Here is a 13698-nt window from a genome sequence, read left to right as displayed (position 1 = left end):
TTCCCCCCGCTGGTCCCCGGTTATAAAACTGACCTATGTTTGCCCCCGCTTCCTCTTACCCACAAAGAGCATCCCACTTTTTAAAACTCAAACAATCACGCTAACAAAACCCGGCAAAGTATGAGAAGATCATTACTTATTATTACTTGCTTTCTCCTGGGTGTCATTGGTCGCGTAAGCGCCCAGTCACTCGTTCACTACTGGAACTTCAATGCCTTTGATACCGAGGCCAATCACGTGGCACCTGCTTATACAGCAGGCGGGGCCAGTCTGGCCTACATCGCTGGCGGCTCCAGTGCCAATGATTACCAGAACGGTACCGGGCAGAACTTCAACGTACAGAACCTCAATGCCCGCAATGGCGATGCGTCTGGCAACCACCTGCGCATCAACAATCCCATTGGCGCCACCCTTATTTTTTCATTGCCTACTACTGGTTTCCAGGATGTAGTGCTCAAATACGCCACCCGCCGCTCGGGTTCCGGCGCAGGCACACAGGAAATAGCCTATACTGTAGACGGCACCAACTATACCTTATTCACCACTGTTGCGCCCAACAATGGTGATCCAACCTTACAAACTTTTGACTTTAGCGCCATCCCCGCAGCTGATAATAACCCCCACTTCAAAGTGCGGGTTACCTTCCTGTTGGGCAGTGGAGGCGAAGTAGGTAATAACCGCTTCGACAATGTGACCCTTGAAGGTTCACCCGCCGGAGCCGATGTATTGCCACCTTCCGTTAACTTTACCCCGGCCAATGGCGCTATCGACCTGCCGGTGACTGCTGCGCCTGCCATCACCTTCAATGAAGACGTGCGCAACATTGATAACAGTTCCATCACCAGCGCCAATGCGGCCCAACTGGTGGTATTCAAACTCAATAATGAATCCGGCGCCGATGTGCCGTTTACTGCCAGCTTCGCTGCCAACACCATCACCCTTACACCGGCGGCAGCCTTGGCCAATAACCAGCAATATTATGTGGCGCTCAAAGCAGGTGTAGTAGAAGACCTGAGCAACAATGCCGTATCCGCTGTTCAATCAGTCAGCTTCACCACCATTGTCACACAAACCATCTTCAGCCCCGGTGACCTGCTCTTTGTAGGTTACCAGATGAACGCAGTACCTAATGATGACCGTATTGCTTTTGTAACCCTGGTAAACATCCTGCCTGGTACCAGGATCAACTTTACTGATGCCAAATACACCACCAATATGCCTGCCCAATGCGCAGGCGGTATTGTGTGGACAGCACCAGCCGGTGGGGTAGCAGCCCGCACGGTGGTTACCATTAATAACGATGCCGGTACGGCTAATATCGGTACCGTTACCGGCAGCACATTTGGCCTCAGCGCCAATGGCGATCAGGTGATCGTATATACTGGCACGCCTGCAGCACCCCAATTTATTACAGCCCTGAGCTCTAATGCCTGGTTAGCCAGCAATACCAGTTGCAGCGGAAGTTTCTCCATGCTGCCTGCTGGTCTTACAGATGGCGCCAATGCTATTAACTTAAGCACAGCGCCCGGAAATACCGCCGGTAATACGGTGAACGCTTATTACACAGGTACGCTTACCGGTACGGCCGCTGCGGTGAAGGCCTTGATCGCCAACCCGGCCAACTGGTCAGGCACGGCCTCCGGCACGCCTGCACAGGCATGGCCCAACTGGAACACGCCCGGCAATCCTGGTGGCAGCAACACCACTATCACATTCAACAGCGCCGTGCTCTCTGTATCTGAAGCAGCAGGTACTGCTACTGTACAAATAAAACTGGCCAATCCTGCTACCGCTTCAGTAGACCTGGTAGTAAAAGGTGCTCCTTTCAGCACGGCAGGCGCAAGCGACTTTACGCTGAGTACACAGACCCTGCACTTCACTGCCGACAGCAATGCTGCGCAAACCATCACCATACCGATCAATGACGATGCCGCCAATGAGCAGGACGAGTATTTCATCCTGAGCCTGGAAAATCCTACAGGTCTTTCCATCACCGGCAATCAGTTCATGACCGTATATATCAGGGACAATGACCGTAAAGCGCCTGTTCCTACGAAGCAAATAGAGTTGTCCTACCTGGGCAGCTATGATCCTTCCGGAAGCAGCAATGCCAGCACTGAGATCGTAGCCTATGATTCAGCTTCCAAAAGGCTCTTTGTTATCAGCGCCCTGCAGAACAGGCTCGACATTGCTGACTTCTCCGATCCTGCTGCGATCAAGCCCATTACTTCTGTGGACATGACGCCCTATGGTGGTATCACCAGCGTGGCAGTGCGCAATGGCCTCGTAGTGGCCGCAGCACCCAACGTTGTTAAACAACAGAACGGTTCTGTTGTCTTCTTCAATACTGATGGTTTATTCCAAAAACAGGTGACCGTAGGCGCCCTGCCTGATATGGTGACCTTTACACCCGATGGTAAAACTGTGATGGTGGCCAATGAAGGAGAACCCAATGATACCTATACAATGGATCCCGAAGGTTCCATCAGCATCATCGATATCTCCGGTGGCATAGGAGCACTTACACAAAACCAGGTGACCACGCTGGACTTTACCGCTTTCAATGCGCAGACAGCCGCCCTCCTGGCTGCTGGTGTACGCAGGGGAAATCCTGCCACTACACTGTCCCAGAATTTTGAACCGGAGTATATCACCATCACACCCGACTCCAAAAAAGCCTGGGTTATCCTGCAGGAAGCCAATGCTTTTGCTGTGGTGGACATCGCAGCTAAAAAGATCACTGATATATGGCCGCTCGGCAAAAAAGACCATAGCCTGCCCGGCAATGGTTTCGATGCTTCTGACAGGGGTACCGACATTCACATTGCCAACTGGCCCGTGAAAGGGTTGTATATGCCCGATGGTATTGCCAACTATACTGTCAATGGTACTACCTATATTGTAGGCGCCAATGAAGGGGATGATCGTGAATACAGCGCCTTCAACGAAAGGATAAGGGTGAATGCAGCCACTTATAAGCTGGACCCTGTGGCCTTCCCCAATGCCAAAGAACTCAAAGATGACAACAACCTGGGGCGTTTAAGGGTCAACACTTCTTCGGGTGATACTGATGGAGACGGTGACTTCGATGAAATACACCTCATCGGTGGCCGTTCCTTCGCCATCTGGAATACTACCACCAAATCAGTGGCTTTCGATAGCAAGGACGACTTTGAACAATACCTGGCTAAAACGCCGGCGAGTGAACCCATTTTCAATACCGATCATGAGAGCAATTCCCGCAAGAGCCGCAGTACTTCCAAAGGACCTGAACCTGAAGGGTTGGTGCTTGCAGCGATCGAAGGCAAACAATATGCTTTTGTAAGCCTCGAAAGGCAGGGCGGGGTAATGGTATACGATATCACCAATCCCGCTGATGTGAAATTCGTAGATTATAAAAACCCACGCAGCGTCGCTACTTACGGAGGTGACAATGGTCCTGAAGGAATCATTCATATCTCCAATACCGCCAGCCCCGATGGTAAACATTATATCCTCGTGGCCAATGAGATCAGCGGTACCATCAGCATATACCGTTTGAACAATACTGCGGTGATAAGCCGGTATTACCAGGATGTTGACAAGGACGGTTATGGCCGTCCCGAAGGCTCCAGGTTGTCTGATAAACCAATTTCTGGCTGGGTATTGCTGGGCGGTGATTGTGCCGACTTCGATGCTACTATTTATCCGGGTGCTCCTGAACTGGCCAATGGTCGTGATGACAACTGTAATGGTCAGGTAGACGAAGGTTTACCAACGCAACGGTATTACCTCGATGTAGATAAGGATGGCTTTGGACGGAATGAGGATTCTAAATTGTCAGCTATTCCATTGGCGGGTTATGTACTGGTGAATGGTGATTGTGCTGACTTTGATGCTACTATTTATCCTGGTGCTCCTGAACTGGCCAATGGTCGTGATGACAATTGTAACGGACAGGTTGATGAAGGCTTGCCCATGAAGTGGTACTACCTCGACGTGGATAAAGATGGTTTTGGACGCAATGAGAATGCTAAGCTCTCTGCCATTCCGTTGGCAGGTTATGTGCTGTTGAATGGCGATTGTGCCGACTTTGATGCTACTATTTATCCCGGTGCTCCTGAACTGGCCAATGGTCGTGATGACAACTGTAATGGCCAGGCAGATGAGGGCTTGCCCATGGTAAGGTATTACCAGGATGTAGACAAAGATGGTTATGGACGGGAAGCTGGTTCAAGGTTGTCTGCGATACCATTAGCAGGTTATGTAATATTGGGTGGAGATTGCAATGATTTTGATGCAACTGTATATCCGGGTGCTGCAGAAGTGAAGAATGGTCGCGATGACAATTGCGATGGCCGGGTAGATGAGCAACTCATTACTATTACGCAAGGTGCCGATGGACGCGCAAGCAAACTGACCGATGAAAGTGCCAATACAACAGGAGTACTGAATGTAGTGATAACACCCATGCCAAGTGATTACGAATTCACCGTGTACCTGAAGGATGGGGCACCGTTGGAAAAAGTGATTATCCGTGTATATGACCAGGTAGGAAGACTGGTAGAAGTGAGGAACAATCTTACTATCGGCAGCAGGATCCACCTCGGTGGCAACTATGCGAAAGGATACTATATACTGGAAGCCGTGCAGGGAAAGAACAAGCAGCAGGTCAAGCTCATCAGGCTCTAAGGAAGGACTAAAATTCATCTGCATAAAGAAGGGGTCGCCTCAAGTGTACTTGAGGTGGCCCTTTTAAGTATATTGGGTATGTGAATAACATATTATAAAAATATTTTGTAGATACGCAGGAGTGGTGTAAATTTATATTGAAACTAGTAAATTATTGAACTATGGCTAAAGGTACTAAATCTACCAGGCAGGGCCCGAAGGCTTCTCCCCAAAAAAGCTCCAGAAAGATCAAGGCGAAGCCTTATTCTACAGAGGCTCCTCCCCAATATGAATTGAAAGAAGAGGCGGTATCTTATGGTAATAAAGTGGGAGGGAAAATGCTTATCGATAATAATAGTAAATACATACCTATGCATAGCGGTCCTGTCATTCTTTCCGATGCTGCTAATAAGCCCGAAAGCCAAATGACACCTCTTGAAAAAGTGGGTATAGTTCGCGATGGCATCAGCAAAAAAGATCTTGAGAGCCTGAAAGAAAAAACTACCCTCGATTACGATAAGCTTGCTTTGGCATTGGCTGTTACAAGAGCCACCCTTATCAATAAAAAGGGTACAGAAAAATTCAATGCACCTCTCAGCGAGCGTATTCTTGATCTTGCCAGTCTTTATTCTTACGGATATGAGGTTTTTGAAGATGAAGCCCGCTTCAATCAATGGATGTTCCGCCCCAATAAAGCATTGGGGGGCCAGGCACCTTATGATCTAATGGATAGCCAGTTTGGCAGGGAAGAGGTGCGGGATATCATTGGAAGAATTGATTACGGCGTTTATTCATAGACCCAATATCTTATGATCGTTTACCGGATCGCAAAAACTAAGTTTGCCAGAGACCTGACAGGTGAAGGCGCCAAGTTGCACGGAGGGCGCTGGAATCATAAACTTACTCCCTGTATTTATACTTCTGAAAGCCGTGCCCTGGCTGTGCTGGAGTATACGGTCAATATCAATATCGATGATGTGCCCCGGGCGCTTAGTATCACTACGTATGAGATACCCGATTATGAAATTTTACGCATTATAACAGCCAACCTGCCAGGAGACTGGAGATCGGCGCCGGCACCTTCCTCCACCAAAGATTTTGGTACCCGCCTGTTGAAAAATGATGCCTCGGTCATCAGGGTGCCTTCCACTATCATTCCCGATGAATTTAACTATATACTCAACCCTGTTTTTGCCGGAAGCACCAACTTCGATATCGTGGCAGTACAGGATTTTATTTACGATGTTCGTATTAAACAATAGGAGCGGCCGGAAAATCTACCGGCACTTTTGTAACGCCGTGGAGATAGTTGGTTATGATCTTATCACCAATCAATACGATGGTATCCACGAGACTCTCCTTCGTATAACCTGCTTCAAAGAAGTTGTTTACTACAACAGGATCAGGCTTGCCTTGTTGTTGAACAAAGCTTTTGGTAAGGGCTGCCAGCGCATTCAATTTAGGATCGAATGATGCAGCGCCTGTCCGGATCTCCAATAGCTGGTTATCTGTAAAACCATTTGATTTGCCAATGGCTGTATGGGCAGCCAGGCAATATTCACAATCATTGATCTGGCTCACCACCAGATTGACCACCTCTTTTTCTTTGGCTCTCAGTGAGGTTTTGGCATTTTGTAAGGTGAGGTAGGTGCCCAGGGCATTTTGTGAATAAGCCATGGTAGCATACAAGTTGGGTGTTTTTCCTATAGCCTTTTTCAGGTTGTCGAATAATACCTGGTTGGCGGGTGATACTTCTTCTCTGGTGGGAACTGTAAACTGGTTCATTTTTATTGTTTTTATTTTTACTGTCGTTGTTGACGATGTAAAAATGCAACCGTTTACGTCCTGTAAAAATGGATGCTTTTCCCGAAGAGTTGACGATTTTTCCCGGACCAGGGATTTATAGGAGAACGTAGGCTTTTAAGCCTTTATCTGAAAGGATCTTTTAAACTCCCCGGGTGGAATGCCCGTTTGATTTTTGAAGAACCGGTTAAAGTGGGCGGCATCCTCAAAACCCAGCTCAGCCGCAATTTCTTTGGCCGATTTATCAGTATAATGAAACAGCCTTTTGGCCTCCTGCACAACCCTTTCCTGTATTACCTGTGAAGGAGATTGATGGTTATATAGGGCGAATAAGTTGGACAGGGTTTTAGGTGATTTATTCAGTGCCTGGGCATAGAACTGTACCTGGTGTTCCTTCTTATAATGGTTTTCGACAAGCAGGTTGAATTGACGGACAATATCTATTTTATTTTCTTCCAGCATGGAAGGATGAAGGTACTGTTTCCTGGCCAACCGGGTTACTTTGATGATCAGCCTTACCAGCAAGGTGCGCAGCATACTGCCCTGCACATCGTCCTGGTCCTGCAACTCGTCTTTAAATACTTCCAATAGCAAAGAGAATTTGTGCAGTTCTTTTTCATCAAGCCGGATAAACATATTCTCCGTGCTGCCCAGGAAGATAAACCCCACACAACTCACCTCTTTATCATTGTCCATTATGCAATAGAAGTCGCGGTTGAACTGCCAGGCGACAATATGCTCCGGTCTTTCAAACCGGAATGACTGGCTGATCACCAGCGGGAGGATACTGTGTGCAGGAAAGGTATAGGAAACCTCGTCTATCACGATCTCCTGGTCAGCTCCCTGGTTCCAGGCAATGGTCAGGTATTTGTGCTGCCGGTCGCGCGTAAAGAAGAAACGGTCAAATTGTGCTTCCTTGTCGGTCAGTAATAGTTCCCCGCCGGAGGGGGCGTGTTTGTAGAAAAATTTCATGGAAGGCAAAGATAGGTAGGGATTTTGAGGAAAGAATGTTCCAAAATGGGGCTTTGTTCACCTGTTTTTGAGGCGGGCTGGTGGCAATGGATTTGTGGCCTTTACAGAAAACCATTGTTCATTTAATTCTTAACTATGACAATCCAGCCACAAGAGTTTCCCGTGGTGATACAGGCGTATCAGCCCTCGGGCAGTGAAGATCTTTTTGTTGCGGAGCAGGTAGTATACAACCAATCAGAAGCTGATATGTTCACTTCCCGGCATACGGGACTGCTCATTAAAGCAAGGAAACCTAATTCCAGTGAGTTACAAACGGTTCCTAACTATGCGCCGGTCCGTACCCGGTCAAGAGGAATAGGCGCAGGCTTTATAATAATATTGTTACTGATTGCCCTGATCATTACTGGTTTTGCAACCGGATGGATACAGCGAAATCTTGATATCACTATTTGACAAATGTTATTGACGTTACAGGAAGAAGCGCTGTACAAGTCGAGCCTGTGCAGCGCTTTCCTATTATATGGAGCTAAATTATTCTGTTTTTAAGCTCTTGACGGGATTGGCCAAAGCTGCTTTGATAGCCTGCGCACTGACTGTGAACAGGGCGATCGCTAAAGCCAGGATGCCTACCGCCAAAAATATCCAAAGGCTGATATTGACCCGGTAATCATATTGGTTGAGCCAGTCATGCATCAGCCAGAAGGCCAGCGGCGAAGCGATCACACAGGCAATCAGCACCAGTACCATGAACTCCCTGGATAAAAGGAACCAGAGGTTCACTACGGAAGCCCCCAATACCTTGCGGATGCCAATTTCCCTGATCCTGCGTTCGGCCATAAACATGGCCAGCCCAAATAATCCCAGGCAGGATATGAATATGGTGAGCCCGGCGAAAATGGAGGCTAGTTTACCTACTTGGTTTTCTACCTTGAATTTCTTACCAAACTCTTCGTCTGCAAAGTTATACTCAAATGGTAGCGAAGGGTTGTATTTATCAAAAATGGGTTTGATAGTGGTCAGCGTTTTGTTCAGGTCGGCTGTTGGCTGAAGCCGGAGAAAGATGTTATTGACAGCATCTGTTTTACTGCGGTTGAAAATAATGGCGAGGGGACCTACCGCTTTGAATGGATCTGTCAATACAATGTTCTTCACTACGCCGATGATGGTTTTCACCTGGTCGCCCGATTTCATGGTTTTGCCAATAGGGTCCTTGTAGCCAATTAACTGTAGTGCAGCTTCGTTGAGGATGATGGCATTGGAATCTGTAGGGAAGGCGCGTGAGAAAGCGCGCCCCTGTGTGAATTGCAGACCCGCTGTTTTTTCAAAATCCCAATCAGCCAGAATCGCATCCAGCGCCAGGTCTGCAGACGGATCCTTGCCCTCCCAGGAGAAATCACTCCATTGATTATAAATAGCGGTAAGTGGCTGGGAAGCTTTGGAGATAGAAGCAAAGTAACCGGTGTTCAGCAGTTCCTGTTTCAGGGCATCGTAGTTAACTGCCAGGTCACGACTGGCAGTAATGTTGATCATATTATTGGGATTGTAGCCGATAGAACGATTCCGGGCATGATCAATTTGCCGGAACACAATAATGGTGCTCATGATCAATGCCGCCGAAATGGTAAATTGAGATACGACCAATGCTTTCCGGAAAAGCGCAGGGCCCTGTCCCTGTTTAAAAGCGCCCTTCAATACTTTCACGGGTATAAAGGACGACAGGTAAAAAGCAGGATAACTGCCAGCCAGTAATCCTGTAATAAGGCAAACACCCAATCCGATGAGCAGAAGGTAGATATTGCTGAGATCAAACCTGATATTTTCAAAGCCCAGGTCTTTCAGGAAAGGCAGCAATATTTGTATCAATATAATCGAAAGTACAAAAGCCAGGAAGGCGGTCAATACCGCTTCGCTGAGGAATTGGAAAATAAGATGCGCTTTGTGTGAACCCATCACTTTTCGGATGCCCACCTCTCTGGCTCTTTTCTCAGAACGGGCTGTAGACAGGTTCATGAAATTGATACAGGCAATGAGTAATACGAAAATGCCAATAATGCCAAATAACCAGATATAAGTTATTTTTCCCCCTGTATTGACCCAGTTTTTATAATCATTGTACAAATGCCATTTGGAGAGCGGGTGCAGGAACAGGAATAGATTTTTTAACCGCGCATCTTTTTGTGTATTGAGCGTACTGATCTTCTTTGAAAATGCCTCCATAGATACCCCTTCTTTCAACTCCACCATATTCATCAGGAAGTTATTACTCCAGTCGGCCCTGTTATTCCTTATCCACTCATCATGTGCGATCAGGTATTCGAAAGGCAATAGGAACTCGAAATCGATGGTTGACTGATGGGGTACATCTGTTACAACACCTGTTACTTTCACATCATTGGCATTACTCAACCTGATCGTTTTGCCCATGGGATCTTCCGATCCAAACAACGCTTTGGCGAGGGAGGCGGAAAGAATGATCGAATTGGGATCCTTTAAGGCAGTAGTGGTATTGCCTTCGATCAGGGGAAAGGAGAACATATCAAGAAAGGCAGGATCTACATACCTGCCTTTGCGGTTGAGCTTTTTGTCACCGGTAACGAGGCTGTGGGGAAAAGCCCAGGTAATGCGCGTGGCCCGTTTTACCTCGGGGTAGTTGTTCCTTAATTCATCATACAGGGGCAGGGGAGTAGGCTCCTGGGTATTTTTTTGGTTGTTGTACAGCGTGTTTTTCAATACCAGGGCTATGCGGTCTTTGTTGCTGTGAAAAGCATCATAACTGGTTTCATATTGTATCCATAGGCCGATCAGCAAGGCAAACGTAATGCCCGCAGCCAGTCCGAAAATATTAATGAAGGACAGCGATTTATTGCGCGCCAGGTTGCGCCAGGCTATCTTAAGGAAGTTTTTTATCATAAGAGGATGCTTGATGGCTAAACCGAACTAAAAGGATACCATTTTTGCAGGATATTGTATGTCAGTGGATTAGAGTTGGGCGGGGGAGCCGGTCTGTTCGTTTTTGTTACATATACTGTGCGTCCCTGTACAGCTATGTATCCTCAGGTAAGCCTGTCATGATAAGAACTTGCTACTGCCGGAAAACAAAAACGCCGCTGGTGTAAACCGGCGGCGTTTTCTGGTTACATGGTCCGCTGCTTAATAAGCATTCAGCGTTACATTGCTTCCAATGCCATAAAAAGCCAGGGTAGCCTCCTCATCCAATACCTGTCCTTTGTAAGACAAATAATTGATGGAGAAGCCTACAATGCCTTCTACGCTGCTTTTAACATCTCCCACCGTATCGTCGGGAAATGCCAGCACCCAAATGATCCTGGTCTGCCCGTTTACTTTCAGCTTCACATAAATGTTGTTGGGATGCGGTTCCGGCTCACCGCTCAATACAGGCTGTGGTACAGCAGGCGCCAAAGCAGAAGTGGGTGTCGCAAAACCTGTTGCCAGCAACAGGCAGGAAATGATCAATGGAAGTAATTTTTTCATGGAAAAGATATTTAGTATGAATGTAGGTAAAAACAGAAAATGAAAATCAGTAACTGTGTTGTAACAGCGATTATTAGTAACTTACATGTACATATGTAAAATAATGCGCTTTAAAACAGATTCAGCGATATATGATTGTGTTTCCTGTGTACAAGGTGCTGCCGGATTGCATGTGAATAATTAATTGCGCTGTCCAAAAAGCTGGCAAAGTATTACAGATGACAGTTTGCGACGTACATGTTGTGCACCGGACAAACCTATGTGGCATTCCGGGAGTACAGAAAACAGGTTGCGGCTGCCGGGAAAAGAATATTCTTTACTACATTCGGTACCTGCTTTAAAATAACCATATGTCTAAATTATTCTATTGCTCTATACTGCTAATGATGGCCAATACTACCATGGCGCAAACAGCCAAACCGGTATATCGCTTCCTGGCCGGCTTTCACTACCTGGAGATCGTAAAGGGAAAAGTGGCAGCCAATGAGGCATATCCATTGCTGATAGCTTTTCATTATTCCGGTGGAAAGCCGGAAGAAACCATCGCAGATTATGACAGCCTGAAAACGCCGGTAAGGGTCATTATTCCCAGGGGTAATTATGCCAAAAGAGCAGGTAATTCTTACTTCCCGGTAAATTACTACAAGGAAGACAGTGCTACACAAGTGAAACTATCCAGGAAAACCCTGGATAGTATAGCTGTTTTTGTAAAGGCGATAGAAACGGATTATAATGCCCGCGCTGTAGTAAGTGGTATATCACAAGGTGGTGACCTTGCATGGTTGCTGGCCATTTACTATCCGGCATTGTGCAAGGCTGCTTTCCCTTTTGCAGCATTTATTCACCGGCAGTCCTTTGATGAGGTATTACAGCGACCGGTCAATAAGGTGCCCATTTATGTATACCAGGGAGAAGCAGATCCGATCATTGCTGTTGATTATACGCGGGAAGCAGTAAAAAAACTGGGGACTACACTTACATTAAAACTATCTACTTATCCCGGTGTAAAACATGCTATTTCCCCGTCGATGAAAAAGGATTATTCCCTGTTGATAGATAAAATGCTGAAGCAGTAGGCGCTGCTTCAGCATTTTACAGATTAAAGTTTTACAATGGTTTTACCGGTACGCAAATATCCACGGTGAGTTCTCCATTTTTAGGCGCTCCATAATACATTTCAAAGCAATAACTGTCGTCGGGTTGGTATCCGCTGGTAGGAAACCAGGTGCCGAAGAACCAGCGCCAGGCTTCCGGAAATTCCGGAGGGGTTAATGTGAAACTGGCAATCGCATGTTTTCCGCCATTGAGCTCCATTTTGCCTATTTCGCCGTCTACCTTGGTATCGGGCGATACCGGTACGCAAATGCTCAACCTTACCTTTTGTGGATCTGTTACACTGATGTCGTCATGATAAATGGCATAAGAGGTAATGTCGGGGCCTTTTAATAACCCACGTGCCCCTGCCCATGCAAAGATCTTATTGAATAACCTTTCAAATAGTGCCCCATCTCCCTGAAAAGGACCTGTGTGTCTGAGATAAGCCAGCGTAACGGCTGGCAGCTGTTTTACTTCCACCTGGTGAATAAGTTCCATAATTGGCCTCCTTTTTAATGTTTGTGTTTCATCACAAAAGTATTGGGAGGTGGCGTCAACAGGTTGACTGCTGTTGCTGTGCAGTTGACTATTATTGCTATTGTGTTGTTTGGATTTCCGGTATAGGGAAGGAGCAACTTTAAAGTGCGATCTGAAGTTGCGGGAGAAAACTGATTTATCCGTATAGCCGCATTTCAGGGCTATTTGTATTATAGGCTCATGTATGTATATCTTCAATAGGGAAGCGGCCTTTTCCATGCGTAACCGGGTAAGGTATTCAAAAGGCGTTTCTCCGGTATAACCCCAAAATATGCGGGAGAAGTGGAATTTGGAAAAATGCGAAACCGTGGCCAGTTCTTCCAGCGTTAACGGTTTTTCAATGTTGGCGTCCATATAATCCGTCACCCGGTTGATGCGGGACGTATAATCGTCGAGCAATACTTTGTTGTCTGTCTTCATGGCTATAATACCTGGCTTTAAAATTAGTGTATTTCCGATAACCACTTGTTTCAACGGACATCTATGATCTTGCCCGGAAGTTCTTACCTTGTCAGGTATTTAATATTTTACCATGGATGATTTTCAGGCCATCAGGCAGGCGATAGGTCAGTTGCATGTACTGAGCGAAGTGGAGTGGACCGCGTTTGCCGGTAAACTACAGGTTAAGACCTTTAAGAAGGGAGATTATCTCATCAGGGAAGGGCAGGTTGAAAATGCCATCTATTTCATCAATAAGGGATCTACGCGCAATTACTTCTTAAAGGACGGAAAAGAATTTACCGTGGATTTCCAGTTCAAGGGCGATTTTGTGACCGCCTATTATTCATTCATTACCCGGGAACCCAGTTCTGTCTTTATTGAATGGCTGGAAGAGGCAGAAGTGGTAGAGATTTCCCACCAGACCTTGACCCAATTTTACAAGGAATACCATAGTGGCGAGAAGATCGGCCGGTTGATGGCAGAATCCCAATATGTAAGAAGATTACGGAAAGAAATGGATTTTCTTTCCTATACCGCCGAAGAAAGGTATGTGCAACTGATGGAGAAAAATCCCCAATTGATCCAGCAAATATCGGTTAAACACCTCTCTTCCTATCTGGGTATTCAGCCGGAAAGCCTGAGCCGGATCCGGAAATTGCATGTGAGAAGCTAACATACATCATTTTTGTGCACCCCTGTAATGTTGAC

Annotated in this window: 11 protein-coding genes; 6 read left to right on the top strand and 5 right to left on the bottom strand. The window is 46.6% G+C overall.

Annotated elements, in window-relative coordinates:
- Positions 1-120: 120 nt before the first annotated feature.
- The 3 genes from D3H65_RS10370 (at position 121) to D3H65_RS10360 (ending at position 5912) form a co-directional block, all read left to right on the top strand.
- Positions 121-4671, top strand: coding sequence for a choice-of-anchor I family protein (locus D3H65_RS10370; RefSeq protein ID WP_119050243.1), 4551 nt, complete (start codon positions 121-123; stop codon positions 4669-4671).
- A 161-nt stretch (positions 4672-4832) separates the two neighbouring features.
- On the top strand, positions 4833-5447 hold the full coding sequence (gene parS, locus D3H65_RS10365; RefSeq protein ID WP_211345660.1) for a type II RES/Xre toxin-antitoxin system antitoxin: 615 nt from the start codon (positions 4833-4835) through the stop codon (positions 5445-5447).
- A 12-nt stretch (positions 5448-5459) separates the two neighbouring features.
- Positions 5460-5912, top strand: a complete 453-nt coding sequence (locus D3H65_RS10360) for an RES family NAD+ phosphorylase (protein WP_119050242.1) — start codon at positions 5460-5462, stop codon at positions 5910-5912.
- Here the strand turns inward: D3H65_RS10360 and D3H65_RS10355 are convergent.
- Both D3H65_RS10355 and D3H65_RS10350 read right to left on the bottom strand, forming a co-directional pair.
- A complete protein-coding gene (locus D3H65_RS10355; protein WP_119050241.1) occupies positions 5902-6435 on the bottom strand; it encodes a carboxymuconolactone decarboxylase family protein in 534 nt (177 codons plus the stop codon). The genes D3H65_RS10360 and D3H65_RS10355 overlap by 11 nt on opposite strands.
- 135 nt (positions 6436-6570) lie before the next feature.
- A complete protein-coding gene (locus tag D3H65_RS10350; RefSeq protein ID WP_119050240.1) occupies positions 6571-7425 on the bottom strand; it encodes an AraC family transcriptional regulator in 855 nt (284 codons plus the stop codon).
- A 135-nt stretch (positions 7426-7560) separates the two neighbouring features.
- On the opposite strand from D3H65_RS10350, the gene D3H65_RS10345 reads away from it, so the two are divergent.
- Positions 7561-7878, top strand: coding sequence for a hypothetical protein (locus tag D3H65_RS10345; protein ID WP_119050239.1), 318 nt, complete (start codon positions 7561-7563; stop codon positions 7876-7878).
- A gap of 78 nt (positions 7879-7956) precedes the next feature.
- Here D3H65_RS10345 and D3H65_RS10340 read toward each other — a convergent pair whose 3' ends face one another.
- Positions 7957-10335, bottom strand: coding sequence for an ABC transporter permease (locus D3H65_RS10340; RefSeq protein WP_119050238.1), 2379 nt, complete (start codon positions 10333-10335; stop codon positions 7957-7959).
- A 240-nt stretch (positions 10336-10575) separates the two neighbouring features.
- Entirely contained in the window at positions 10576-10917 is a 342-nt protein-coding gene (locus D3H65_RS10335) for a ubiquitin-like domain-containing protein (protein ID WP_119050237.1), read from the bottom strand.
- A 350-nt stretch (positions 10918-11267) separates the two neighbouring features.
- Here D3H65_RS10335 and D3H65_RS10330 point away from each other — a divergent pair, with 350 nt between their 5' ends.
- The gene (locus tag D3H65_RS10330) at positions 11268-11993 is read left to right on the top strand and encodes an alpha/beta hydrolase (RefSeq protein ID WP_119050236.1); all 726 of its coding nucleotides are present in this window, start codon (positions 11268-11270) and stop codon (positions 11991-11993) included.
- Between the two features lie 31 nt (positions 11994-12024).
- On the opposite strand, the gene D3H65_RS10325 is transcribed toward D3H65_RS10330, so the two are convergent.
- Positions 12025-12969 (bottom strand): AraC family transcriptional regulator, encoded by a 945-nt coding sequence (locus D3H65_RS10325; protein WP_119050235.1) that lies wholly within the window; start codon positions 12967-12969, stop codon positions 12025-12027.
- A 112-nt stretch (positions 12970-13081) separates the two neighbouring features.
- On the opposite strand from D3H65_RS10325, the gene D3H65_RS10320 reads away from it, so the two are divergent.
- Positions 13082-13663: a Crp/Fnr family transcriptional regulator gene (locus tag D3H65_RS10320; RefSeq protein WP_119050234.1), complete on the top strand. Its 582-nt coding sequence runs from the start codon at positions 13082-13084 to the stop codon at positions 13661-13663.
- Positions 13664-13698 lie beyond the last annotated feature (35 nt).

Source organism: Paraflavitalea soli, from assembly GCF_003555545.1.
GTDB classification, from domain to species: domain Bacteria; phylum Bacteroidota; class Bacteroidia; order Chitinophagales; family Chitinophagaceae; genus Paraflavitalea; species Paraflavitalea soli.
This window is presented reverse-complemented; position numbering and strand designations above follow the sequence as displayed.